The sequence below is a fragment of the Pseudomonas sp. FW215-R2 genome (assembly GCF_058789255.1).
Map to the genome: position 1 here is coordinate 73,434 of NZ_JBYTBO010000011.1, position 25,230 is coordinate 98,663.

A 25,230-nucleotide genomic window follows, 5' to 3' on the forward strand; every position below is an offset into this window, starting at 1 on the left:
ATTCTTTGCTATCAAGGCTGCGTCGTGTTTTCTGGCACTCCCTCCCCGCGTTCGTCCCTGCTGTTGGCGCTGCTGTTCAGCCCGATGTTGCTGGCGGACGACCTGTTTCTCGACAGCGAGGCCTTGCCCCAGATCCTCACGGCCACGCGCCTGAAACAGTCCCCGGCGGAAGTCCCCGGCAGCATGACCGTGCTCGACAGCGAACTGATCAACGCCAGCGGCGCCCGGGACATCAGCGAGCTGCTGCGCCTGGTGCCGGGGATGATGGTCGGCAACATCAGCGGCAATCAGGCGGTGGTGAACTATCACGGCACCAACGCCACCGAAGCACGGCGCATGCAGGTACTGATCGACGGCCGCTCGGTGTACCGCGCCGGCCTGGCCACGGTGGACTGGAGCGACATCCCGGTAGCCATGGAAGACATCGAGCGCATCGAAGTCTTTCGCGGCCCGAACACTGTCAGCTATGGCGCCAACGCGCTGATGGCGGTGGTCAACATCATCACTCGCAACCCGGCCGACAGCCACGGCACACGGTTGAAAATCACCCGTGGCCAACGCGGCATCAACGATTTCTATGCCAGTCAGGGAACAGGCTGGAATGGCGGCGACCTGCGTCTGTCGCTGTCCGGCCAGGAAGATGACGGCTTCGACAGCGACCGCACCGGCGCCGATTACCGCGACAGCCGCCGCTTGAACCGCTTCAGCCTTGCGGTCAGCCAGACCCTCAGCGACAACCAGAGCGTGGACTGGCAGCTCAACGCCAAGGACGGGACCAACCAGCGGCCCTATACCTACCGCCCGGTGTTCTCCGGGATTACCGCTGCCGGGAACAATTCCGACGTGATCGCCAAGGATTACGCCGGTTCGGTGCGCTGGAATCTGGACATCAACCCCGATCACAGCCTTTATGTACAAGGCTCGGCGCAACACTGGGACCGCCAGCAGACCTGGCGCGCCTGCGACGCCGAGGTATCGTTCAGCCCGCAGCTGACGGAGTTGTGGCAACTCAACCCGAATTACACCGAACAACTGGCGCGCAACATCACCCGCTTCATCGGGCCCGGTGCGGCGCCCGGCACACCCACGGAAATGGCCTTGGCCAATCAAGTGCTCGATCAATGGCGCAATGGCGCCAGCCGGACTTTGTGCGGCGACATCGACCAGAGCGCCCGGGAATCGCGCTATGACCTGGAATTACAGGACACCCTCAGCCTGTCCGACAGTCTGCGTCTGGTCAGCGGCCTGAACTATCGTTACGACCGGGCCGATTCCGAGACCTATTTCAACGGAACGCTGGACGACACCACGTGGCGTGCGTTCGGCCAACTGGAATGGCGCGCCAGCGAACACTGGCTGTTGCAGGGTGGCGCCATGTTTGAAAACACCCAGTTGATCGGCAGTTCGCTGACACCCAGGTTTGCCGTCAATTACCTGATCAACCCGCGCCACAGCCTGCGTGCGGTGTACTCGGAAGCGATCCGTTCACCGGACATGTTCGAGAACAACGTCAACTGGAGTTATCAGGTGACCAACCTGCGCCCGTCCGCCTTCGGCCAGTCTTCGGCCCGCTACTTCGTCAAGACCCGGGGCCCCGGCGATCTGGACCAGGAGCACATGCGCTCGCGTGAATTGGGCTACAACGGCTTTTTCCCTGAATGGGGCCTGGCGCTGGACGTGAAGCTGTTCTACGACGAAATCACCGGGATGATCAGCGAGCCGCTGCGTAACAATCAGTACATCGCCAGCAACGCCAACGACTCGCGCTTTCGCGGCACCGAGACCCAGGTGGACTGGCGCCTGAGTGCGGCCGATCGGCTGCGCCTGACCTACGCCTACGTCGACGCCGAGGCGAGCAACCCGCTGGACCAGCAGTTCACCGCGCGCAACAGCGGCTCGGCCGGTTGGCTGCGCGACTGGGGTCAGGGCTGGAACAGCGCCCTCTTCTATTACGGTGACAACGCCCTCAACGGCTATCGCTTCGAGCGGGTCGACACGCGCATCGCCAAACGCATCCCGCTGGGCAAGGCCCAACTGCAACTGGCCGGGGTGCTGCAACAGCGTCTGGACAATGAGCCGACCACCTTCGTCGACAACAACTACGACGAACGCCGGGTGATGTATTTCAGCGCCGAGCTGGAGTTCTAGATGCGCTACGCCCTGTCGCGGAAGATGCCAACGGCTGCCCAATGGCTGGCCGGGCTGTGCCTGTTCCTGACAGCCTGGCTGCACGGTGTGGCGGTGCAGGCGGCCGACATTCTGCTGACCGGCGCCGAGGAAAGCCCCGGCGTGCAATCGTTCGTCCAGGCCCTGAGCGAACTGCGCCCCACCGACCGCGTACATTTCCAGCCATTGGCGAGCCTGCCGACGCCGGGCAAGCTGCCGTCCAGCCTGCGCCTGATTCTGCTGGACCTGCCGAGCCTCGACTGGCGCATGCAGGAACCCCAGGGGCCGGCGACGCTGGTCCTGCGCATCAGCCGCTTGCAGGCCCGACAACGCTTCGGCACTGCGCAACCGCCCCACTTGAGTCTGCTGTGGAGCGATCCGCCGCTGAGTCGCCAGTTGCAGTTGATCCGACGGATCCTGCCCCAGGCTCAGCGAGTCGGCGTGCTGTTCGATCAGCACAGTGAGTTCCTGCTCAAGGAGCTGCAATCGGCCGCCCAGCCGCTGAATCTGCAAATCGTCCCGCAGCGCTGGGACAACACCCACGACAGTCGCCCGTTGCAGACCGTGCTGAAAAACAGCGATGTGTTGCTGGGCCTCGACGATCCCGACCTGTACAACCCGAAAACCGCGAAAAACCTGCTGCTCAGCAGCTATTCGCGGCAACTGGCGCTGATCGGCCCGAATGTCTCGTTCGTACGTGCCGGCAGCCTCGCCAGTACTTACAGCGACCAGAGCGATTGGCTGGCGGTGCTCGACGAATTGCTCGACCGCCCGCCGGCCACCTGGCCGAGAGCGCTCTATCCCGAGCGTTTTAAAGTATCAAGCAATGCGCAGGTGGCTCGTTCATTAGGGATAGAACCGATGAATGAAGCGTCTGTTGCCGAAGAGCTGGCCCAAGGAGAGCGCCGCCCATGATTTTCCGCCGTTGGGACATCAATACCCGCACCCAGTTGATCAGCCTGGGTCCTGCGCTGTTGCTGACCTTGCTGCTGATCAGCTTTTTCACCTTCGTGCGCATCCAGGATTTGCGTCAGGAGCTGAACCACACCGGCCAACTGATCGCCAACCAGCTCGCACCCGCCACCGAATACGGGGTGATTTCCGGCAACAACGAAGTGCTGGAAAGCCTGCTCAAAGCCACACTGGCCACGCCGAACGTACGCTTTCTTGAAGTACAGGACAGCGCCAACCGCATTCTGGCGTATGTCGAACAACCGTCGGACACGCACAAACGCCCGCATCAGGTCGAAGTGTTCCAGTCGCCGGTGCGGCTGCAGCGGATTGCCTTGCACAATGATTTCTTTCAGGACGGCAAAAGCAGCAACGGCGGCGCCAGCGAAGATTATCTGGGGCGGGTGATCGTCGGCCTGTCCAACGATGCCTTCAGTCAGCGCCAACAGGAAATCCTGCTCAAGGCCGGGATTCTGGCGCTGTTCGCCCTGCTCTTCACCTTTGTCCTGGCGCGGCGACTGGCCGGCAGCCTGTCGCAGCCGATCCGCGATATCGGCGATGCGGTCAAGGCGATTCAGGACGGTGACTACAAGACCCCGCTGCCGATTGTCGATGACACCGAGTTGGGCGCCCTTTCGCAACACATCAACAATCTGGCCCAGGCCCTGGAACAGGCCAGCCGCGAACAGCATCAAGCGATGGCGCAACTGATCCAGACCCGCGAAGAGGCGGAAAAGGCCAACAACGCCAAATCGGATTTCCTGGCAATGATGAGCCATGAACTGCGCACCCCGATGAACGGTGTACTGGGCATGCTGCAACTACTCGAAACCACCGAAATGACTGAGGAGCAGATCGAATACGCGGCGCTGGCCTCCGAGTCCACCGAGCATTTGCTCAAGGTGATCAACGACATTCTGGATTTCTCGCGCATCGAGCGTTCGGAACTGGAGCTGGAGCACATTCCATTCAACCTCGCCGACCTGATCGGTGCGTGCGCGCAGTCGTTCCAGCACAGTGCGGCGCAGCGAGGCCTGGAGTTGCAACTGCGGATCCCCGAAGACCTGCGCGGCTTGCAGGTGCAGGGCGACCCGACGCGGATCCGGCAGATTCTGGTCAATCTGGTGGGCAATGCGCTGAAGTTCACCGAGCAGGGGCGCGTCAGCATCGAGGCCCAGTGGCAGTCGCTGGATCACGAATTGCTGTGGTTCACCTGCTCGGTGCGCGACAGCGGCATCGGGATTTCTTCGGAAAGCCTGGAATTGATGTTCAACGCGTTCCAGCAAGCCGACAGCTCGATTTCGCGTCGTTATGGCGGAACCGGTCTGGGCTTGCCGATCGCCCGTACCCTGGCCGAGCGAATGGGCGGCACCTTGCGCGCGCAAAGCGAAGAAGGTCGCGGCTCGGTGTTTACCCTGGAAATTCCGTTGGCTCTATATAAGCAGGCATTGCCTGCACTGGCGGCGCCGCGTGCAATCGATGGCAATGCGCACGGCGAAGGTCGCAATGTCTTGCTGGTGGAAGACAATCCGGTCAACCAGACCGTGATCGAGGCAATGTTGCGCAGTCTGGGCTTCACTGTGAGCGTCGCCACCGACGGTATGCAGGCCGTGCGCAGTGCCGGGGGCAGTCGTTATGAAGCTATCCTGATGGATTGCCGCTTGCCGATCATCGACGGTTACGAGGCGACCCGACAGATCCGCCGCCTGCCCGGCTGCGGTCATGTACCGATCATCGCCCTGACCGCCAACGCGTTGCAGGGCGACCGCGAAAACTGCCTGTCGGCGGGGATGAATGATTACCTGGCCAAGCCGTTCAAACGTAATGACCTGCAGCAGATTCTGCAGCGCTGGGTGCAGTAGGGAGGCCCTTTCGAGCATCTGCGACTGGCGTGAAAAGCGAAAGTGCGGCAGTCTTAGGCACCCGAACGAGCCTCAAAAGGGGCTTGAATAAAAATTTCAGTGCACAAGTGTACATTCATGTCCTTGGTGCTGTGACTTTCACCACAACGCAATAGTCTATGAGTAGGCTGCCGGTTCGAGGCATGAACGCGTCGATCGGTCGGGAAGATTTGCCCCACCTGCCGCATGGGATTATTGAGGAGCTCGCATGACCAAACAAAACGCCTTTACTCGGGAAGACCTGCTGCGCTGCAGTCGCGGTGAGCTGTTCGGCCCAGGTAACGCGCAACTGCCCGCCCCGAACATGCTGATGGTGGATCGCATCACCCTGATCAGCGAAGAAGGCGGCAAGTACGGCAAAGGTGAATTGGTCGCCGAGCTGGATATCAACCCTGACCTGTGGTTCTTCGCTTGCCACTTCGAGGGTGATCCGGTGATGCCGGGCTGCCTGGGTCTGGACGCCATGTGGCAACTGGTCGGCTTCTTCCTGGGCTGGCAAGGTCTGCCGGGCCGCGGCCGTGCGCTGGGTTCGGGCGAAGTGAAATTCTTCGGCCAGGTCCTGCCGACCGCCAAGAAAGTCACCTACAACATTCATATCAAGCGCGTCCTCAAAGGCAAGCTGAACCTGGCCATCGCCGACGGTTCGGTGACTGTCGACGGTCGCGAAATCTACACCGCCGAAGGCCTTCGCGTCGGCGTGTTCACCTCCACTGACAACTTCTAAGGGTTATTCGCATGCGCCGCGTCGTTATCACTGGTCTGGGCATTGTTTCGTGCCTGGGCAATGACAAAGAGACCGTCTCCGCTAACCTGCGTGCAAGCCGCCCTGGCATCCGGTTCAACCCGGAATATGCCGAAATGGGTCTGCGTAGCCAGGTTTCCGGCTCCATCGACCTCAACCTTGAAGAACTGATCGATCGCAAGATCTATCGCTTCGTCGGTCACGCTGCGGCTTACGCCTACCTGGCCATGAAAGACGCCATCACCGACTCCGGCCTGACCGAAGAGCAGGTGTCCAACCCGCGTACCGGCCTGATCGCAGGTTCCGGTGGTGCGTCGACCCTGAACCAGATGGAAGCGCTGGACATCCTGCGCGAGAAAGGCGTCAAGCGCGTCGGCCCATACCGTGTAACGCGGACCATGAGCAGCACCGTTTCGGCGTGCCTGGCCACTCCGTTCAAGATCAAGGGCCTGAACTACTCCATTGCTTCTGCCTGCGCCACCAGTGCTCACTGCATCGGTACCGCCATGGAACAGATCCAGATGGGCAAGCAGGACATCGTGTTCGCCGGTGGCGGTGAAGAGGAGCACTGGAGCCAGTCGTTCCTGTTCGACGCAATGGGCGCCCTGTCCAGCAAGCGCAACGACACCCCGGAAAAAGCCTCCCGTGCCTACGACGCCGACCGTGACGGTTTCGTCATCGCTGGCGGTGGCGGCATGGTCGTGGTCGAGGAGCTGGAGCACGCTCTGGCCCGTGGCGCGAAGATCTACGCGGAAATCGTTGGCTACGGCGCGACGTCCGACGGCTACGACATGGTGGCTCCAAGCGGCGAAGGCGCTATCCGCTGCATGCAGATGGCAATGTCCACTGTCGACACCCCGATCGACTACCTGAACACCCACGGCACTTCGACTCCGGTCGGCGACGTCGCGGAAATGAAAGGTGTGCGTGAAGTGTTCGGCGACAAGGCCCCGGCCATCAGCTCCACCAAGAGCCTGTCGGGTCACTCCCTGGGCGCCGCCGGCGTTCACGAAGCGATCTACTGCATGCTGATGATGGAAGGCAACTTCATCGCCGGTTCCGCCAACATCGACGAACTGGACCCTGAAGTGGCCGATCTGCCGGTGCTGACCAAGACCCGCGAAAACGCCACCATCAACACCGTGATGAGCAACAGCTTCGGCTTCGGTGGCACCAACGCCACCCTCGTGCTGAAGCGTTGGGAAGGCAAGTAATTCCCTTCCGCTGAGCCGCACATGAAAACGCCCCGACTGGTTCGGGGCGTTTTTTTTCGCCTGGAGAAAAGCGTTTTTCAGCAGCGCCAAGATGAAACTTCTGTCATGCAACTTACTGCCCTGCGACCGAATGTCGCGTATTTGGCGGGCTCCAGCACTGTTGCAGATTTCGCAAGGATACATTGCACGAATCGAGCGTTTACTTAGCAGGCTAACAAATTCTATAACAGAGGCCTGCACACGCCTTGCTGCAGATAACAGAGATTGGAGCTAGCAGATGACTGTAAAAGTAACTGAACGCGACGATTCACACATGTCCCATGAAGGCGTAGCCGCCGGTGTACGGATCTGGGATGTGCATCAACAAGACTTGCTGGTCGGCATGTTCCACAACGAGATCGACGCCCACAACTACAAGGCCGAACTGGAACTGCTCGAACGGCAACGTGACCAACGCTCTGCCTGAATCAAACCACAGCATTGAAAACGACAAACCCCGCCATGAGCGGGGTTTGTCGTTATTGGGCGTTTCAGCGCAGCTTCACAGCCCGGCGGGACCCGTTTACCACATCAGATCATCAGGGATCACATAAGCCGCGTACGGATCGTCCTCGGCATTGACCTCTTCAACCTTCTCGTTGAGCTGCACGATGCGCTGTGGATCGCGCTCCTGAATCTTCAGGGCCGCCTCACGAGGAATCACTTCGTAGCCGCCAGCATGGTGCACGATCGCCAGCGAACCGCTGCTGAGCTTGTTGCGCATCAGCGTGTTGACCGAGATGCGCTTGACCTTCTTGTCGTCGACGAAGTTGTAGTAGTCCTCGGTGGTCAGCTTCGGCAGACGCGAGACTTCGATCAACTGCTTGACCTGCGCGGCGCGGGCCTTGGCCTCGGCCTTCTCCTGCTGCTGACGGTTCAGCTCCTGGTCGCGCTTGACCTTCTCGGCCTGAGCTTCCTGGGCAGCGCGCTGCTGGGAGTCGTCCAGTTCGATCTGGCCTTTGTGGGCCAGACGTTGTTGTTTCTGCTTGTCTTTGCTGACCTGTTTGGCCTGCTTTTGGTTGACCAGTCCTGCCTTGAGCAACTGGTCGCGAAGGGAAAGGCTCATTGATGCTTACTCACTTGGGCAACGGCTCAGCCGCAGCTGGGCAAATTCTTTTCCTGACGTTTGGCTTCACCCCACAGGGCGTCCAACTCTTCGAGGGTGCAATCTTCTATGGGTCGGTGGGTGTCGCGCAATGCCTGTTCGATAAATCGGAAACGTCTTTCGAACTTGCCATTGGCGCCACGCAGTGCGGTTTCCGGATCGACCTTCAGATGCCGGGCCAGATTGACCACGGAAAACAGCAGGTCGCCGATCTCGTCGGCCACCGCTTGCGGGTCATTCTCGGACATGGCTTCGAGCACTTCATCGAGCTCTTCGCGCACCTTGTCCAGCACCGGTAACGCGTCCGGCCAGTCGAAACCGACCTGCCCTGCCCGCTTCTGCAACTTGGCCGAGCGGGACAATGCCGGCAACGCGGCGGGCACATCGTCGAGCAATGACAGTTGCTGCGGCGCGGCGGATTTCTCGGCGCGTTCTTCGGCCTTGATCTCCTCCCAGCGCTGCTTGACCTGCTCTTCGTTCAGGCGCGGCACGTCCAGCGGCGCATACAGATCACCGGTGGGAAACACGTGCGGATGACGACGGATCAGTTTGCGGGTGATGCTGTCGACCACCCCGGCAAACTCGAACCGCCCTTCTTCCCGCGCCAACTGACTGTAATACACCACCTGAAACAGCAGATCGCCCAACTCGCCCTGCAAGTGATCGAAGTCGCCGCGCTCGATGGCGTCGGCGACTTCGTAGGCTTCCTCGAGGGTGTGCGGGACGATGGTCGCGTAAGTCTGCTTGATGTCCCACGGGCAACCGAACTGCGGGTCACGCAGACGGTTCATCAGGTGCAACAGGTCTTCAAGGCTGTAGGTCGGTTTCATGGAGTCCGGTTACGCCGCGTCTCGATGATGTTCGGCAACTGGGAAATCCGCCCCAGCAACCGCCCCAGTGCGTCCAGCCCCGGAATCTCGATGGTCAGGGACATCAGCGCCGTGTTGTCCTCCTTGTTCGAGCGGGTATTGACCGCCAGCACGTTGATCCGCTCGTTGAGCAGCACCTGCGAGACGTCACGCAGCAGACCCGAACGGTCGTACGCGCGGATGACGATGTCCACCGGATAGGTGAGCACCGGCACCGGGCCCCAGCTGACCTGAATGATCCGCTCCGGCTCGCGCCCGGACAGTTGCAGCACCGAGGCGCAGTCCTGACGGTGAATGCTCACGCCGCGGCCCTGGGTGATGTAACCGACGATCGCATCGCCCGGCAACGGCTGGCAGCAGCCGGCCATCTGGGTCATCAGGTTGCCGACGCCCTGGATCTGAATGTCGCCGCGTTTGCCCGGCTTGTAGCCGGTGGCCTTGCGTGGAATCAGTTCCAGCTGTTCGTTGCCGCGTTCCGGCTCGACCAGTTGTTGCGCCAGGTTGACCAGTTGCGCCAGACGCAGGTCGCCGGCCCCGAGGGCGGCGAACATGTCTTCGGCGGTTTTCATGTTGGCCTTGTCGGCCAGCTTGTCGAAATCCACCGCCGGCAGACCGAGGCGATTGAGTTCGCGCTCGATCAGGGTCTTGCCGGCTGCGACGTTCTGATCGCGAGCCTGCAACTTGAACCAGTGAACGATCTTCGCCCGCGCCCGGGACGTGGTGACGTAACCGAGGTTCGAGTTCAGCCAGTCGCGGCTCGGCGTACCGTGCTTGCTGGTGATGATCTCGACCTGCTCGCCGGTCTGCAGGCTGTAGTTGAGCGGGACGATCCGCCCGTTGATCTTGGCGCCGCGGCAGTTGTGACCGATTTCAGTGTGCACGCGGTAAGCGAAGTCCAGCGGCGTCGCGCCCTTCGGCAAATCGATGGCGTGGCCGTCCGGGGTGAAGATGTAGACCCGGTCCGGTTCGATATCGACCCGCAACTGTTCGGCCAGACCACCGATGTCGCCCAGCTCTTCGTGCCACTCGAGCACCTGACGCAGCCAGGAGATTTTCTCTTCGTAGTGGTTCGAGCCGGACTTGACGTCGGTGCCCTTGTAGCGCCAGTGCGCGCAGACGCCGAGCTCGGCCTCTTCGTGCATCGAATGGGTACGGATCTGGACTTCCAGCACCTTGCCTTCCGGACCGATCACCGCGGTGTGCAGCGAGCGGTAGCCGTTCTCTTTCGGGTTGGCGATGTAGTCGTCGAACTCTTTCGGAATGTGCCGCCACAGGGTGTGGACGATGCCGAGCGCGGTGTAGCAATCGCGCATTTCCGGCACCAGCACGCGCACTGCACGCACGTCGTAGATCTGGCTGAACTCCAGACCCTTGCGCTGCATTTTGCGCCAGATCGAATAGATGTGCTTGGCCCGGCCGCTGATGTCGGCATCGACGCCGGTGGCCTGCAATTCGTCCTTGAGCTGGGTCATCACGTCGGCGATGAAACGCTCGCGGTCGAGCCGCCGCTCATGCAGCAACTTGGCGATCTGTTTGTATTGGTCGGGTTCCAGGTAACGGAAGGACAAGTCCTCCAGTTCCCATTTGATATGACCGATGCCGAGTCGGTGGGCGAGCGGCGCATAGATGTCGAAGACTTCCCGGGCGACCCGGTTGCGCTTTTCGTCGTCGGCGGTTTTCACCGCGCGGATCGCACAGGTGCGTTCGGCAAGTTTGATCAGTGCGACGCGTACGTCGTCGACCATCGCCACCAGCATCTTGCGCAGGTTTTCCACCTGGCCCTGAGTGCCCATCACCATCGATTGGCGAGGACTGAGGCTGGCGCTGATCGCGGCCATGCGTTGCACGCCGTCAATCAGTTTGGCGACCACCGGACCGAAGCGCTGGCTGACCGCTGCCAGTTCGATCTGGCCTTCGCGCACGCCACGGTAAAGCACCGCCGCGACCAGCGAATCCTGATCCAGCTTGAGGTCGGCAAGAATCTCCGCGATTTCGAGGCCGGTGCTGAAACTGCCGCTGCCCTCGGTCCAGAGATTCTTCGCTGCGTTGGACTGTTGCTCGGCCTGTCGAGCGAACTCACAGGCCTCTTTCAAGGCTTCGCGATCCAGTGCCAGATCGACACTGACCGCATGATCGAGCCAAGCCTCGAGATTGATACTGCCGTCGGTGTTGATCGGCTGGTGTGCTCTCACCTGTACCATCTTGCTTTACCTTCCCTACGACGCAGATTCAATGCGTCAAATCACTGACCTGTATTGCCCGTTCGCACTCGCGGGGCTAAGACGAGCGCTGCACGGGCGGACCAGTCGGATCAGACGAGCCATCCTAGCTCGCTTCAAATAACGCCATGGCCTCGACATGTGCCGTCTGAGGAAACATATCGAGAATCCCGGCACGTTTTAACCGGTAGCCCTGCTTGATCAATTCGACCGTATCGCGCGCCAGAGTTGCAGGGTTGCACGACACATAAACCAACCGCTCGGCACCCAGGGTCGCGAGCTTGCGCACCACCTCGAAAGCACCGTCACGCGGTGGGTCCAAGAGTACCGCAGAAAAGCCGTTTCCGATCCACTCGGCATCGGTCAAAGGCTGGGATAAATCGGCCTGAAAAAACTTTGTGTTATGCAAATTGTTGCTAGCGGCATTGGCCGCGGCGCGATCGACCATGGTCTGCACGCCTTCGACCGCTACTACTTCGCGCACAGCTTTGGCCAGCGGCAAGGCAAAGTTGCCGAGACCGCAGAACAGGTCGAGCACGCGCTCATCGGCGGTCGGTTTCAACCACTCCAGGGCCTGGGCAACCATGGCTTCGTTGACCCCGGCATTGACCTGGATGAAATCTCCCGGCCGCCAGGCCAGTTCCAGATCCCACGGTTCCAGGCGATAACCCAGCGATTGCGTGACATCGACCGGTTGCGGCCCGTCTTCGCCATGCAGCCACAACTGCGCTTCATGGAACGCGCAGAATTCCTTGAGGATCGTCAGGTCAGCCTCGGACAGCGGCGCCATGTGGCGCAGCAGAACGGCCAGGGACGAGCCACTGAACAATTCCACATGACCCAGCGCCTGAGGTTTGCTCAGGCGACGGAGCATCTCCGGCAATCGGGTCATGATCGGTTGCAAGGGCTGTACCAGCACCGGACATTCGCTGATCGCCACGATGTCCTGGCTGCCGGCGGCGCGGAAACCGACTTCAAGCGTTTTGGCCTTGCTGTCCCAGCGCACGGCCACCCGGGCGCGGCGACGGTAGCCGAATTCCGGACCGGTCAACGGTGCAGCCCACTCTTCAGGCTCGACACCGGCGACGCGTGAAAGCTGTTCGGCGAGCATGCGCTGTTTCAGGGCAAGCTGTTCGTCGTGGGGCAAATGCTGAACGCTGCAACCGCCGCAACGACCGGCGTGCTGACAAGCTGCCGGGCGGCGCAATTCGCTGGCGGTGAACACACGTTCGGTACGCGACTCGACCACTTTGCCGTGGGCGCCGAGCACCCGCGCCTCGACTTCTTCACCCGCCAAAGCGCCGAGGACGAACCAGGTTTTGCCTTCAAAAAACGCGATGCCGCGACCGTCATTGGCCAGGCGCTCGATCTTCAAGCGCTGCTTTTTGCCGGTCGGGATTTGCGGGGCCTTGCTGCCGCCGGTGGGCTGGAAGCGCAGGCCTCTCTCGTGCTTGGCCATCAGTTGGGCGCGTCGAAAATGCCGGTCGACAGGTATCGGTCGCCACGGTCACAGATGATCGCGACGATCACCGCGTTTTCAACTTCTTTGGACAGGCGCAGCATCGCTGCCACCGCACCGCCCGAGGACACGCCGCAGAAGATGCCTTCTTCGCGGGCCAGACGACGGGTGACGTCTTCGGCTTCGCTTTGCGCCATGTCGACAATGCGATCGACCCGATAGGCCTGATAGATCTTCGGCAGGTATTCCTGCGGCCAGCGGCGAATGCCGGGAATGGCCGAGCCTTCCATCGGTTGCAGGCCGATGATCTGCACGCTGTCACTCTGCTCTTTGAGGTAGCGCGACACGCCCATGATGGTCCCGGTGGTCCCCATGGAACTGACGAAATGAGTAATGGTGCCCTGGGTCTGGCGCCAGATTTCCGGGCCGGTGGTGGTGTAGTGCGCTTCGGGGTTGTCGCCGTTGGCGAACTGATCCAGCACCTTGCCACGACCTTCGGCTTCCATCCGCTGGGCGAGATCGCGAGCGCCTTCCATGCCCTCTTCCTGGCTGACCAGAATCAGCTCCGCGCCATAAGCGGTCATCGCCGCTTTACGCTCGGCGCTGGAGTTGTCCGGCATGATCAGGATCATCTTGTAACCCTTGATCGCGGCAGCCATCGCCAGGGCGATCCCGGTGTTGCCCGAGGTCGCTTCGATCAGCGTATCGCCGGCGTGGATCTGCCCGCGCAACTCGGCACGGGTGATCATCGACAGCGCCGGACGATCCTTGACCGAACCCGCAGGGTTGTTCCCTTCGAGCTTGAGCAATAGGGTGTTGCTGGTGACACCGGGCAGGCGCTGCAAACGCACCAGCGGCGTGTTGCCGACGCAATCGGCGATGGTTGGGTACTGCAAGGTCATGGCGTTTTTCGCAATCCGGACAGCGGGGGCGCCTATCATACCGGCAAACCTGCGCGGCCCATATCACGCAAAGTGTGGTGCTTATGGTTTCTTGGAATAAGCAGTAAAAGTCGCGCCGGTGGTGCGACTTTTTAAAGAGTGTCAGCAGTGCTGACACTTTCTTGTACCGCTCACACAATCTGCGGGCGATTCATGTCCACTGTGGGAGCTGGCTTGCCAGCGAAGGCATCAGGACTGAGGGCACTATCATCCGCCACCAACCGCAAATTCAATCGCAACCCTGACTCGCCGTTCTCAGCCCAAAGGCTCCCGCCCTGCCGCTGCACCGCATTCCTCGCAATGCTCAGCCCCAGACCAAATCCACCGTCCCCCGGCCGCGAGCCGTCGAGTCGGGTGAACGGCGAGAAGATCCGCTCCAGATCCGCCTCGGCCACACCGCCGCCCTCGTCCTCCAGCCATAGATGCCAGTAGTCCCCGTCACGCCGGCCATCCAGCCGCACGATGCCGCCCGCTGGCGAATGCCGGATCGCGTTGCGCAGGATGTTTTCCAGCGCCTGGGCCAGGGTATTGAGATTGCCGCGCACCCAGCACGATGCATCCACCGCACATTGCAACTGGCCCACCGGACAGCAACTTTCGTAACAGGCGTTTTCCGTGAGCATTTCCCACAACGCCTGGATCTGGATCGCCTCGTCCGGCAGCGGTGCGCGTTCGGTTTCGAGCCAGGCCAGTTGCAGGGTGTCTTCGACCAACCGCTGCATGCCATCGACTTCGCGGCCAATGCGTTCGCGCAACGGCAACAAACCCTGCTCGCTTTCGCTGGCCACCCGCAGGCGACTCAGAGGCGTGCGCAATTCGTGGGACAAGTCGCGCAACAATTGCTGTTGCAGGGCAACGGTCGATTGCAGGCGTTCGGACATCGAGTCAAAAGCCCGGGCCAGTTCGCCGAGTTCGTCCGGGCGCTGGGTGATGCCGCTCGACAGGCGCACATTCAATTGATCGGCACGCCACGCGTTGGCCTGCTCGCGCAGGTTGTTCAGCGGCACCACCAGCAAGCGATACAGGCCCACGCACAGCAACAGGGTGAACAGGCCGGGAATCACGCCGTTGGTAATCACCCGCCAGAACACTCGGTATTTGCCCGGCAGGAATCGCTCAGGCAACTCGATGACCAGGCTGCCGGCGGAGGGTTCTGCGGGAAAGGGAACACGCAGCCACGGCCGGCCTTTCTTGTGAATCGGCCAGTCGAGCCCCCGCAGAAAGGTCAGGTGCTGGATTTCCTTTTCGTTCAATGGATCACGGCTCAGCGACTGCAAGTTGCCGTCGATCACACCGACCCAACCAGCTTCGCGCAATTCCATGCTCTGTAACCAGCGGTCGACGCCGTCACGCTGATCGCGCCGCCAAGCCGCTTCGGCTTCGGCGGCATAACGCGTGAGCGTGCCGCGAGCCTCGTCGGAGAGGAACTGATTGCGCTCCTCCATATAACGGCCCCAGGACCAGCTCAGCCAGATCATCAACAGACAGAACGCCACCAGCAGACAGGCCAGTTTCCAGAACAGCGAATGCCGACCCGGAAGTTCAGACACCCTCATCGACGGCGCTCAGAACATAGCCCTTGCCCCACACCGTGCGCACTTCCCGCTCGGTGTAGCCGATCGATTTGAGTTTGCGGCGGATCTGGCTGATGTGCATGTCGAGGCTGCGGTCGTGGGCCGCGTAACCGCGCTGAAGTACATGCTGATAAAGGAAGGCCTTGCTCAGCACCTCCTCATCATTGCGATTGAGGGTTTCCAGCAGGCGGTATTCGCTGCGGGTCAGGCCGGCCGGTTGATTGCAGTAAGACACTTCGCACTGCTCGTCGTCGAAGTGCAGACCGCCCGCCGCCACCGGCTCAACGCTGACGGCCGGGCGCCGATCGAGAGCGACCCGACGCAAGATCGCTTCGATCCGCACGTGCAGCTCCGCCATGCTGAACGGCTTGGGCAGATAGTCGTCAGCCCCCAGGCGAAAACCGCTGATGCGATCGGCCTCGGCCCCCAGCGCCGACATCAGCAACACTGGCGTGGAATGACTCTGGCGCAGTTGCGTCAGCACATTCAGACCATCGAGGCCCGGCAACAGAATGTCCATCAACACCACATCGAATGGCTGGCGCCGGGCGATGCTCAGGCCCTCGCTGCCGTTCTGGCACCAGGTGACCTGGAAGCCGCTGCGCCCCAATTGCTCGTGAACATAGGCACCGAGCACGGGATCGTCCTCGATGGAAAGAATGCGTGGCTGGCCAACAGAGACAGGAGTCATGACTATCTGCAAATAATTCTCAGTTGGGCGATTATTCAAGATTGCCCGCCGCCCGGCAACCCAAGGTTGACCTGTCGGACAAATGACCGGTGCTGAAACGACGGATCACGACATGATTTTTCCCGGGAATGCCCGCAAGCAAATCGCTACACTGCGCCCATGCCGCGTGCCGGAAGCACGCAAGAGTCAATGATCAGCGGGATGCAGGAGATAGGCGTGCTCAAGAAACTGGGAATCAAAGGTCGCGTGTTGTTGCTGACCCTGTTGCCGACCAGCCTGATGGCACTGGTGCTGGGCGGCTATTTCACCTGGACGCAGCAGTCCGACCTGCAGGCCCAATTGATGCAGCGCGGCGAAATGATCGCCGAGCAACTCGCGCCGCTGGTGGCACCGGCCATGGGTCACGGCGATTCCGATCTGCTCGAGCGCATCGCCACCCAGTCCCTTGAACAGCCGGACGTGCGCGCGGTGACCTTCCTCGCACCCGACCGCTCACCACTGGCCCACGCCGGCCCGACCATGCTCAACCAGGCCCCCAGCGGCGACAGCACACAACTGCTGCGGCGCAGCGGCAATGACGCCACCCGTTATCTGCTGCCGGTGTTCGGCAAGCATCGCAACCTCGCTGGCGAACTGATCCCTGAAGAGTCCGACCGCCTGCTCGGCTGGGTCGAACTGGAACTCTCGCACAACGGCATGTTGCTGCGCGGCTACCGCAGCCTGTTCGCCAGTCTGCTGCTGATTGCGGCGGGACTGGCCGGCGCCGCACTGCTGGCCCTGCGCATGGGCCGCACGATCAATCGCCCGATCAGCCAGATCAAACAGGCGGTCGCGCAACTCAAGGACGGTCATCTGGAAACCCGCCTGCCGCCCCTCGGCAGTCAGGAACTGGATGAACTGGCGTCCGGCATCAACCGCATGGCCGGCACCCTGCAAAACGCCCGGGAAGAATTGCAGCACAGCGTCGATCAGGCCACCGAAGACGTGCGCCAGAACCTGGAGACCATCGAGATCCAGAACATCGAACTGGACCTGGCCCGCAAGGAAGCGCTGGAAGCGAGCCGGATCAAGTCCGAGTTCCTCGCCAACATGAGCCACGAAATCCGCACACCGCTCAACGGCATTCTCGGTTTCACTCATCTGTTGCAGAAAAGCGAGCTGACCCCGCGCCAGCTCGACTATCTGGGCACCATCGAAAAGTCCGCCGACAGCCTGCTGGGGATCATCAACGAGATTCTCGACTTCTCGAAGATCGAGGCCGGCAAACTGGTGCTCGATCATATTCCGTTCAACCTGCGCGATCTGTTGCAGGACACCCTGACCATCCTCGCCCCCGCGGCCCACGCCAAGCAGCTGGAACTGGTGAGTCTGGTCTATCGCGACACGCCGCTGTCGCTGGTCGGCGATCCGCTGCGGCTCAAGCAGATCCTCACCAACCTTGTGAGCAACGCGATCAAGTTCACCCGCGAAGGCACCATCGTCGCCCGCGCGATGCTCGAAGAAGAACACGAAGACAGCGTGCAACTGCGCATCAGCATTCAGGACACCGGCATCGGCCTGTCGAACCAGGACGTGCGCGCCTTGTTCCAGGCCTTCAGCCAGGCTGACAACTCGCTGTCGCGTCAGCCCGGCGGCACCGGTCTGGGGCTGGTGATTTCCAAGCGCCTGATCGAACAGATGGGCGGCGAGATCGGCGTCGACAGCACCCCGGGCGAAGGCTCGGAGTTCTGGATCAGCCTGAGCCTGCCCAAGACCCGCGACGATGCCGAAGACCTGCCCGCCGCACCGCTGCTCGGCCGCCGGGTAGCGGTACTGGAAAACCACGAACTGGCGCGTCAGGCGTTGCAGCATCAACTGGAAGACTGCGGGCTCGACGTCACGCCGTTCAATACCCTGGAAAGCCTGACCAATGGCGTCACTGGCGCCCACCAGACCGATCAGGCCATCGACCTCGCCGTGCTCGGCATCACCAGCAACGACATGCCGCCGGAACGACTCAACCAGCACATCTGGGACCTCGAACACCTCGGCTGCCGGGTACTGGTGTTGTGCCCGACCACCGAACTGACGCTGTTCCATCTGTCGGTACCCAACCCGCACAGCCAGCTCCAGTCCAAACCGGCCTGCACGCGCAAACTGCGCCGGGCACTGTCGGACATGGTCAACCCGCGCCAGACGCGCAGCGAACCCGGCGAACCGCTGTCGAGCCGTGCACCGAAAGTGCTGTGTGTCGACGACAACCCGGCCAACCTGTTGCTGGTGCAGACCCTGCTCGAAGACATGGGCGCCAAGGTGCTGGCCGTCGAAAGCGGCTACGCGGCGGTCAAGGCTGTGCAGAGCGAAACCTTCGATCTGGTCTTGATGGACGTGCAGATGCCAGGCATGGACGGGCGTCAGAGCACCGAGACGATCCGTCAGTGGGAAAGCGAACGCCATTGCACACCACTGCCGATCGTCGCCCTCACCGCCCACGCCATGGCCAACGAAAAACGCGCACTGCTGCAAAGCGGCATGGACGACTACCTGACCAAGCCGATCAGCGAACGGCAACTGACCCAAGTGGTGCTGAAGTGGACAGGACTGGCATTGCGCAATCAGGCACCGGACCGCAACAGCGAAAGCCTGGCGGGCCATCAGGACCTGCCGGTACTCGACCAGGAAGAAGGCCTGCGTCTGGCCGCCGGCAAGGCGGATCTGGCAGCGGACATGCTGGCCATGTTGCTGGCGTCCCTTGAGGCCGACCGCGAAGCGATCCGCAGCGCCCGCGACAGCCACGACCAGACCGGCCTGATCGAGCGGGTGCATCGCCTGCACGGCGCCACCCGCTACTGCGGCGTTCCGCAATTGCGCGCGGCCTGCCAGCGCAGCGAGACCCTGCTCAAACAGGAAGACCCCAAGGCTTCCAGCGCTCTGGATGAACTGGAGCGGGCGATCAATCGTCTGGCGGCGCAGGCGAAGATCAGCGCCTGATCCACGGCAATGCCGATCAACGCCGACGCGGCTAAAGTGGTCGCGGGTGATTCGCGCCCGCGTCGATGCTTCAGGAGGATTGCATGCGCACGATCGTTTTCAGCAGCCAGACCTACGACCGCGACAGTTTTCTCGCCGCCGACTGCCCGGCCGGCATCGAGCTGCACTTTCAACCGGCCCGACTGAGTCTCGACACGGCACCGCTGGCCGACCGGCATGAAGTGGTCTGTGCCTTCATCAACGATGACCTCAGCGCGCCCGTGCTGGAACGTCTGGCGGCCGGCGGAACCCGGCTGATCGCCCTGCGCTCGGCGGGTTACAACCATGTCGACCTGAGCGCCGCCAAACGCCTGGGACTGGTCGTCACGCGCGTACCGGCCTACTCGCCCCACGCGGTGGCCGAGCATGCGGTGGCGCTGATTCTTGCGCTCAATCGCCGACTGCACCGAGCCTACAACCGCACCCGCGAAGGCGATTTCAGCCTGCACGGCCTGACCGGTTTCGATCTGGTGGGCAAGACCGTCGGCATTGTCGGCACCGGTCAGATCGGCGCGACGTTCGCGAAAATCATGCACGGTTTCGGCTGCGAGCTGCTGGCCTTCGATCCGTATCCGAACCCGGCCGTCGAAGCTCTGGGGGCGCGCTACCTGAGCCTGCCGCAACTGCTCGAACAATCGCAGATCATCAGCCTGCACTGCCCGCTCAACGAGCAGAGCAAGCACCTGATCAACCGTGATTCGCTGGCGCACATGCAGCCGGGCGCGATGTTGATCAACACCGGCCGCGGTGGTCTGGTAGACACCCCGGCGCTGATCGACGCCCTGAAGGACGGTCAACTGGGTTATCTGGGACTGGACGTTTATGAGGAGGAAGCGCAGCTGTTTTTCGAAGACCGCTCCGACCTGCCATTACAGGACGATGTGCTGGCGCGGCTGCTGACTTTTCCCAACGTGATCATCACCGCGCATCAGGCGTTCCTGACCCGCGAGGCGCTGGGCGCGATTGCCGCCACCACCCTGCACAACATCGCGACCTGGGCGGCAGGAACGCCGCAGAACCAGGTCGAGGGCTGACAATCGATCGTCAGGCCGGAGGCGGAGTCGGGGTAATCGCCACGCATAAAATCAGCAGCGCCAGCCAGCCGAAGCCAATCAGTCGCTGCTTGAGGGAGTGGCCCCGGCGCAGCAGGAACCAGACAAAGATGATCGGCATCAGGAACGCCATGACCTTCAGCCAGCCCTCCACCGGGCGAGAGCCATCGGCATTCAACTGAAGTTCGACCGCTTGTTCGGCCTGTTGCCGGCGCCGGCGTCCAGCGGCGGCGGGCATTACTTTCGGCGCCGGGGCTGGAGTGGAAGCGGATTCTGCGACGAAAGCGTCGGCAACCGCCTTGTTCCGGGGCAGACTGCCAAAGGAAATCGTTGATGTCGCGGTGGCCGGTCGGGTCGCCTGCAGCGGTGCATGTTTCCCCGTCATCGGAGCCCCGCAATGAATGCAGGTCTTCGCTTCGGGGCTGATGCTCCGCTTGCATTCATAACATTCGATCAGCGCCATGTTCCGTTCCTTAGAGATGAAGGCGGCAGTGTGCCACGACTGTAGTGTCGATTTGAACCGGATCGAAGGTCGCAAGCGCGCGTTATTCTGCAATCAAGCCCGTGCTAGCATGTCGCGCATATTTGGAGGACCCATGGTCGAACACGATTTCCGCTACACCCTGATGAACCCGCAACACACCCTCACCGAATGCCGCGCCCTCGTACCGGGCCGTTATCAGGTTACCGGCAACGGTGGCTCGATCCGTATCGGCGACGTGCTGGTCGTGACCCTCAAAGGCAGCAAGGACTTGTCCATGCGCCTGACCGTCGACACCGTCCGCCACCTGATCAACCCGCCGGGTCAATGGACCGCGATGACCACCGGCCCGGTGTTCGGCGAACTGGCGATCCACACCTGGCAGGTCAACTGCGACAGCTGCGCCAAGGAACTGAGCTTCGAATTCGCGGTGGACGCCAAGCTCGGCAAACCGGCAGAAAAACCGGCCGCCACGGCGCGTATCGCCGAACTGGGCTGGAAAGCCGTCGATGACAAGCACCTGTGCCCGAAATGCCAGGAGCCGGTGTGATGAAACACCTGGCCCTGACCGCCGCTGTCGGCGCCGGCCTGATGGGTTGCGCCGCGGAGCCTGTGCAACTGCAACAGAACCGCAGCTACATTCTGGAGTGGATCGGCGAGCGGCCACTGATGGACTACAGCCACCTGACCGTGACCCTCGGCGATGATGGCCGGGCGTATGGCAACGGCGGCTGCAACCATTGGTTCGCGCCTTACACCCTGGAAGGCGACAAGCTCAGCTTCGGCAAGATCGGCAAGACCCGCAAACTGTGTGCCCCGGCGCTGATGGAGCAGGAGCAACGCTTCCTCCAGGCGCTGGAGCGTGTGGAGCGCTGGGATATCTCGCCAATCGAGCAGATGCGTTTCTGGCCTGCCGAGGGCAAGCCATTACGCTGGTGGCTGGAAGAAGGCTGAGCCTTCCAATCGTTCCCACGCACAGCGTGGGAACGATCCTCAGTTGGCCGCCTTCAACGCCTCAAGCTTCGCCATCACCCCCGCCGCCGTCTGCTCGCCCATCAACTGTTCCCGCACCTTGCCCTTGTTGTCGATGATGTAGGTCACCGGCAAGGCTTCGCTGCGCGGCAGTTCGAACAAGTCCGCCGGATCCTGCGCCAGCACGGTGAACTTGATGCCGAGTTTCTCGCTGGCACCTTTCAGTTCTTCGCCCTGCACGTTGTCGAAGTTGACCCCGAACACACCGATCTTCTTGCTCTTGAGCTCGTCCGCCAGATGATTGAGTTCCGGGATTTCCGTGCGGCACGGACCGCACCATTCGGCCCAGTAGTTGAGCACGACCCATTGTTTGTCCAGACGTTCGGACGCCACCTTCTGCCCGTTCTGGTCAATGCCGTAGTCGTTACCGCAGCCCCCCAGCATCAACGCCCCGATGATCGTCAATGCCGCTGCCAGTCGCCGTGTCATGTCATGTTCCTTGTCAAAAATTGAATGCGCCTGCGACCCATCGCCTCCCAAGGTTCTGGATTGCGCGCTGCACAGTTAGAATAGCCGCCACTCTACGCAAGAAGCGACCCGCCCATGACCGATCTGACGCTTTATCACAACCCGCGCTGCTCGAAATCCCGCGGTGCGCTCGAACTGCTCGAAGCCCGTGGCCTGACACCGAACGTGGTGCGCTACCTGGAAACGCCGCTGGACGCCGCGCAGATCAAGGCCCTGCTCGGCAAGCTGGGGATCAGCGCACGGCAACTGCTGCGCACCGGCGAAGACGAATACAAGACCCTGAACCTGGCCGATGCCAGTCTCACCGAGAAACAATTGATCGAGGCCATCGCGGCGCATCCCAAGTTGATGGAGCGCCCGATTCTCGAAGCCGGCGACAAAGCCGTGATCGGCCGTCCACCGGAGCAGATCCTGGAGCTGTTGCCGTGAGTGCGCCGTACATTCTGGTTCTGTATTACAGCCGCAGCGGCTCGACCAACGAGATGGCCCGGCAGATTGCCCGTGGCGTTGAACAGGCGGGCCTCGAAGCGCGCCTGCGCACCGTGCCGGCGATCTCCACCGAGTGCGAAGCCGTGTCGCCGGACATTCCTGATGAAGGCGCGCTGTACGCCACGCTGGATGACCTGAAGAACTGTGCCGGCCTGGCCCTTGGCAGCCCGACCCGTTTCGGCAACATGGCCGCGCCGCTCAAGTACTTCCTCGACGGCACCAGCAACCTGTGGCTGACCGGCGCGCTGGTCGGCAAACCGGCTGGCGTGTTCACCTCCACCGCCAGCCTGCACGGCGGTCAGGAAACCACGCTGCTGTCGATGATGCTGCCGCTGCTGCACCACGGCATGCTGATCACCGGTCTGCCCTACAGCGAGTCGGCGCTGCTGGAAACCCAGGGCGGCGGCACGCCTTACGGTGCCAGCCATCACGCCGGGGCCGATGGCAAAAGCGGTCTCGATCAGCACGAAGTGGCGCTGTGCCGCGCACTGGGCGCACGCCTGGCCAAAACGGCTTTGAAGCTGGGGAACTGAGATGGCGAAAAAGCCGAAAATCCTGCCCGCCGTCGAATGGCTGGAGCCACGGGTAAGGGCAATGCGGGTCGTCAGTCTGCTGTGTTTCTTTGGATTGGCCGGACTGCTCGCCGCTTATTACCTGCTGTTCGCCGACTTGCATGGTGCGCGGCCGTGGGTGATTCTGCTGATCGAGCTGATCCCGTGGATCGTGCTCGCACCGGGCATGATCATGGGCAGCGCCCGCGGGCATTCGTGGATGTGCTTCGTGGTGAACCTGTATTTCATCAAGGGCGCACTGGCGGCGTATGACCCGAGCCGGCAGCTGTTCGGCGTGCTGGAGATGATCGCCAGTCTGGCGGTGTTCTGCTCGGCGCTGCTGTATGTGCGGTGGCGGTATCAGCTGAACCGCAAACTGGCCGGCGAAGGCGAAGTCTCCGTCGCCTGACAGCTGTCCCGAGATCGTTCCCACGTTTAGCGTGGGAACGATCACTCGGTCTCAATGATTGACGGTATACGCCAGCATCATCGATATCTGGCTCATCGGTCGCCCGCCGCTTTCTTCATGCCACTGGTTGAACGCGCTCTGCACCGTCGCCAGATCCCGCAGACTGCTCGGCACCTTGTCGACGATCTTCTGTGCATTCAACGCCGCGACCACGTCGTAGCTCGGCACGAAGGTGTCCTTGCCAACCATCCGCAGAAAGCGTGGCGCCGACAGCCCGCCCAATTGGTGGCCGTGCTTTTTCAGGTAGGTCCACAGGCCAACGATATCGGTCACCGGCCAGTCGGCGAGCAACGCGCCGAAACTGCCCTTCTCTTTCTCGACGTCCAGAATGAACTGCGCATTGCGCGGCACGCTTTTGAGTTTGCCCAGGTGACGGATGATCCGCGCATCCTGCATCAGCCGCTCAAGGTGTTCGGCGCTCATCAGCACGACTTTTTCCGGGTCGAACTTGAAGAATACTTCCTCGAAGGCCGGCCACTTGGCGTCCACCAGACTGTGCTTGAGCCCGGCGCGAAATACCCGCAGGGCCATGGTCGAGAGATAACGGTCGTCGCTGATCTGGCGCAGTTGCGTCGGGGTCTTGGGAACGGGCAGATGGGCTTCCAGTTCAGCCGCCGAACCGAAGCGGTTCAGACAGTATTCGTGCAGCCACTTGTAATCGCGCATGCCCTCTCCTAGAAAACGAATTGAAAACGGCGCCCGCGAGCGCCGTTTTTTTCAAGCGATCGGATCGCTTACAGGTTCACCACGTTGACGAAACGCGAAGCGGCGGTTTCATCAATCTTCAGGCTGGTGAAGTCGAACAGATTACGGTCAGCCAGCTGCGACGGGATCACGTTCTGCAGGCTGCGGAAGATGCTTTCGGTACGACCCGGGGTCTTGCGTTCCCAGTCCTGAAGCATTTCCTTGACCACCTGACGTTGCAGGTTTTCCTGGGAACCACAGAGGTTGCACGGAATGATCGGGAATTGCTTGAAGTCCGAGTAGGCCTGGATGTCTTTCTCGTTGCAGTAGGCCAGCGGACGGATCACCACGTTGCGCCCGTCGTCGGCGCGCAGCTTCGGCGGCATCGCCTTGAGGGAGCCGTTGAAGAACATGTTGAGGAAAAACGTCTCGACGATGTCGTCGCGGTGATGACCGAGGGCCATTTTGGTCGCGCCGATTTCGTCGGCGAAGGTGTACAGCGTGCCGCGACGCAGGCGCGAGCACAGCGAGCAGGTGGTCTTGCCTTCAGGAATCAGCTCCTTGACCACCGAGTACGTGTCTTTCTCGACGATGTGGTACTCGATGCCCAGCTCTTTCAGGTAGGCCGGCAGCACGTGCTCGGGGAAGCCTGGCTGCTTCTGGTCCATGTTCACGGCGACGATCTCGAACTTGATCGGTGCAACCTTCTGCAGGTGCATCAGCACGTCGAGCATGGTGTAGCTGTCCTTGCCCCCGGACAGGCAGACCATGACCTTGTCGCCGTCTTCGATCATGTTGAAGTCGGCGACCGCTTCGCCGGCCAGGCGGCGCAGGCGCTTTTGCAGTTTGTTCTGGTTGACCGTAAGAGTGCCCATGACGCGAAATCCGTGAGGTGTGACGAAAGGCGGGCATTTTACGCAAAAACACCAGGGTTGTGGCCACAGGTTGTCGCCCCTTCGATTGCCCGTTTGCACAGACCCCGACGCGATTACCCCGCCGGTTTACAGCGCGATTTGCTCTAAGACCCTAATACCTGTGCGGTTAAGACCTTCCTATACTGCGACATAAGGTCGCACACAATCTGAAGACCTGTATTTGCTCGGCCACATTGGCCCGTAGGCGCT

24 protein-coding genes are annotated in these 25,230 nt (G+C 61.6%); 13 read left to right on the top strand and 11 right to left on the bottom strand.

Annotated elements, in window-relative coordinates; translation table 11 throughout:
- Positions 1 to 84: 84 nt before the first annotated feature.
- The 6 genes from AC3WRD_RS16815 (at position 85) to AC3WRD_RS16840 (ending at position 7,440) form a co-directional block, all read left to right on the top strand.
- The gene (locus tag AC3WRD_RS16815; RefSeq protein WP_219737131.1) at positions 85 to 2,148 is read left to right on the top strand and encodes a TonB-dependent receptor plug domain-containing protein; all 2,064 of its coding nucleotides are present in this window, start codon (positions 85 to 87) and stop codon (positions 2,146 to 2,148) included.
- On the top strand, positions 2,149 to 3,081 hold the full coding sequence (locus AC3WRD_RS16820; RefSeq protein ID WP_102620997.1) for an ABC transporter substrate-binding protein: 933 nt from the start codon (positions 2,149 to 2,151) through the stop codon (positions 3,079 to 3,081).
- The gene (locus tag AC3WRD_RS16825) at positions 3,078 to 4,979 is read left to right on the top strand and encodes an ATP-binding protein (protein WP_102620998.1); all 1,902 of its coding nucleotides are present in this window, start codon (positions 3,078 to 3,080) and stop codon (positions 4,977 to 4,979) included. The genes AC3WRD_RS16820 and AC3WRD_RS16825 overlap by 4 nt, the downstream gene beginning before the upstream one ends.
- A gap of 247 nt (positions 4,980 to 5,226) precedes the next feature.
- Positions 5,227 to 5,742 carry a 3-hydroxyacyl-[acyl-carrier-protein] dehydratase FabA gene (gene fabA, locus AC3WRD_RS16830; protein ID WP_003227150.1) on the top strand — a complete coding sequence of 172 codons (516 nt, stop codon included), beginning with the start codon at positions 5,227 to 5,229 and terminating at the stop codon, positions 5,740 to 5,742.
- An 11-nt stretch (positions 5,743 to 5,753) separates the two neighbouring features.
- The gene (gene fabB, locus AC3WRD_RS16835; RefSeq protein WP_096818004.1) at positions 5,754 to 6,974 is read left to right on the top strand and encodes a beta-ketoacyl-ACP synthase I; all 1,221 of its coding nucleotides are present in this window, start codon (positions 5,754 to 5,756) and stop codon (positions 6,972 to 6,974) included.
- Between the two features lie 277 nt (positions 6,975 to 7,251).
- Positions 7,252 to 7,440: a hypothetical protein gene (locus tag AC3WRD_RS16840; RefSeq protein WP_096818006.1), complete on the top strand. Its 189-nt coding sequence runs from the start codon at positions 7,252 to 7,254 to the stop codon at positions 7,438 to 7,440.
- A 96-nt stretch (positions 7,441 to 7,536) separates the two neighbouring features.
- Here AC3WRD_RS16840 and AC3WRD_RS16845 read toward each other — a convergent pair whose 3' ends face one another.
- The 7 genes from AC3WRD_RS16845 to AC3WRD_RS16875 form a co-directional block, all read right to left on the bottom strand.
- Positions 7,537 to 8,079 carry a DUF2058 domain-containing protein gene (locus AC3WRD_RS16845; RefSeq protein WP_007957793.1) on the bottom strand — a complete coding sequence of 181 codons (543 nt, stop codon included), beginning with the start codon at positions 8,077 to 8,079 and terminating at the stop codon, positions 7,537 to 7,539.
- A 26-nt stretch (positions 8,080 to 8,105) separates the two neighbouring features.
- Positions 8,106 to 8,948: a nucleoside triphosphate pyrophosphohydrolase gene (gene mazG, locus AC3WRD_RS16850; protein ID WP_102621000.1), complete on the bottom strand. Its 843-nt coding sequence runs from the start codon at positions 8,946 to 8,948 to the stop codon at positions 8,106 to 8,108.
- Positions 8,945 to 11,188 carry a GTP diphosphokinase gene (gene relA / locus AC3WRD_RS16855; RefSeq protein WP_096818008.1) on the bottom strand — a complete coding sequence of 748 codons (2,244 nt, stop codon included), beginning with the start codon at positions 11,186 to 11,188 and terminating at the stop codon, positions 8,945 to 8,947. Before relA ends, mazG begins: the two co-directional genes overlap by 4 nt.
- A gap of 124 nt (positions 11,189 to 11,312) precedes the next feature.
- Positions 11,313 to 12,665 carry a 23S rRNA (uracil(1939)-C(5))-methyltransferase RlmD gene (gene rlmD / locus AC3WRD_RS16860; RefSeq protein WP_102621001.1) on the bottom strand — a complete coding sequence of 451 codons (1,353 nt, stop codon included), beginning with the start codon at positions 12,663 to 12,665 and terminating at the stop codon, positions 11,313 to 11,315.
- On the bottom strand, positions 12,665 to 13,567 hold the full coding sequence (gene cysM / locus AC3WRD_RS16865) for a cysteine synthase CysM (protein ID WP_102621002.1): 903 nt from the start codon (positions 13,565 to 13,567) through the stop codon (positions 12,665 to 12,667). The genes rlmD and cysM overlap by 1 nt, the downstream gene beginning before the upstream one ends.
- 170 nt (positions 13,568 to 13,737) lie before the next feature.
- On the bottom strand, positions 13,738 to 15,162 hold the full coding sequence (locus AC3WRD_RS16870; protein WP_102621003.1) for a sensor histidine kinase: 1,425 nt from the start codon (positions 15,160 to 15,162) through the stop codon (positions 13,738 to 13,740).
- The gene (locus tag AC3WRD_RS16875) at positions 15,149 to 15,871 is read right to left on the bottom strand and encodes a response regulator transcription factor (protein WP_096818016.1); all 723 of its coding nucleotides are present in this window, start codon (positions 15,869 to 15,871) and stop codon (positions 15,149 to 15,151) included. The genes AC3WRD_RS16870 and AC3WRD_RS16875 overlap by 14 nt, the downstream gene beginning before the upstream one ends.
- A gap of 216 nt (positions 15,872 to 16,087) precedes the next feature.
- Here AC3WRD_RS16875 and AC3WRD_RS16880 point away from each other — a divergent pair, with 216 nt between their 5' ends.
- Positions 16,088 to 18,841 (top strand): response regulator, encoded by a 2,754-nt coding sequence (locus tag AC3WRD_RS16880; protein WP_102650856.1) that lies wholly within the window; start codon positions 16,088 to 16,090, stop codon positions 18,839 to 18,841.
- Positions 18,842 to 18,924: 83 nt separating this feature from the next.
- Complete coding sequence (locus tag AC3WRD_RS16885) at positions 18,925 to 19,914, top strand: 2-hydroxyacid dehydrogenase (protein WP_102621004.1); 990 nt, start codon at positions 18,925 to 18,927, stop codon at positions 19,912 to 19,914.
- Positions 19,915 to 19,924: 10 nt separating this feature from the next.
- Here AC3WRD_RS16885 and AC3WRD_RS16890 read toward each other — a convergent pair whose 3' ends face one another.
- Positions 19,925 to 20,395, bottom strand: coding sequence for a hypothetical protein (locus AC3WRD_RS16890; RefSeq protein WP_102621005.1), 471 nt, complete (start codon positions 20,393 to 20,395; stop codon positions 19,925 to 19,927).
- Between the two features lie 133 nt (positions 20,396 to 20,528).
- Here AC3WRD_RS16890 and AC3WRD_RS16895 point away from each other — a divergent pair, with 133 nt between their 5' ends.
- On the top strand, positions 20,529 to 20,963 hold the full coding sequence (locus AC3WRD_RS16895; protein ID WP_096818023.1) for a hypothetical protein: 435 nt from the start codon (positions 20,529 to 20,531) through the stop codon (positions 20,961 to 20,963).
- Positions 20,963 to 21,367, top strand: a complete 405-nt coding sequence (locus AC3WRD_RS16900; RefSeq protein ID WP_096818024.1) for an META domain-containing protein — start codon at positions 20,963 to 20,965, stop codon at positions 21,365 to 21,367. Before AC3WRD_RS16895 ends, AC3WRD_RS16900 begins: the two co-directional genes overlap by 1 nt.
- Positions 21,368 to 21,406: 39 nt before the next feature.
- Here the strand turns inward: AC3WRD_RS16900 and AC3WRD_RS16905 are convergent, their stop codons facing one another.
- The gene (locus AC3WRD_RS16905; RefSeq protein ID WP_096818026.1) at positions 21,407 to 21,874 is read right to left on the bottom strand and encodes a TlpA disulfide reductase family protein; all 468 of its coding nucleotides are present in this window, start codon (positions 21,872 to 21,874) and stop codon (positions 21,407 to 21,409) included.
- 114 nt (positions 21,875 to 21,988) lie between these two features.
- Between AC3WRD_RS16905 and arsC the strand changes: the two genes are divergently transcribed.
- From arsC to AC3WRD_RS16920, 3 genes are read left to right on the top strand one after another with little or no spacing between them, the layout of a single operon-like run.
- Positions 21,989 to 22,342: an arsenate reductase (glutaredoxin) gene (gene arsC / locus AC3WRD_RS16910; protein ID WP_011335489.1), complete on the top strand. Its 354-nt coding sequence runs from the start codon at positions 21,989 to 21,991 to the stop codon at positions 22,340 to 22,342.
- On the top strand, positions 22,339 to 22,935 hold the full coding sequence (wrbA, locus tag AC3WRD_RS16915) for an NAD(P)H:quinone oxidoreductase (protein WP_096818028.1): 597 nt from the start codon (positions 22,339 to 22,341) through the stop codon (positions 22,933 to 22,935). The genes arsC and wrbA overlap by 4 nt, the downstream gene beginning before the upstream one ends.
- A gap of 1 nt (position 22,936) precedes the next feature.
- Positions 22,937 to 23,362: a DUF2069 domain-containing protein gene (locus tag AC3WRD_RS16920; protein WP_102621006.1), complete on the top strand. Its 426-nt coding sequence runs from the start codon at positions 22,937 to 22,939 to the stop codon at positions 23,360 to 23,362.
- 51 nt (positions 23,363 to 23,413) lie between these two features.
- On the opposite strand, the gene AC3WRD_RS16925 is transcribed toward AC3WRD_RS16920, so the two are convergent.
- Together AC3WRD_RS16925 and ttcA are read right to left on the bottom strand one after the other, a co-directional pair.
- Positions 23,414 to 24,088 carry a DNA-3-methyladenine glycosylase I gene (locus AC3WRD_RS16925; RefSeq protein ID WP_102621007.1) on the bottom strand — a complete coding sequence of 225 codons (675 nt, stop codon included), beginning with the start codon at positions 24,086 to 24,088 and terminating at the stop codon, positions 23,414 to 23,416.
- Positions 24,089 to 24,156: 68 nt separating this feature from the next.
- Entirely contained in the window at positions 24,157 to 24,981 is an 825-nt protein-coding gene (ttcA, locus tag AC3WRD_RS16930) for a tRNA 2-thiocytidine(32) synthetase TtcA (protein WP_096818033.1), read from the bottom strand.
- Positions 24,982 to 25,230: the final 249 nt, after the last annotated feature.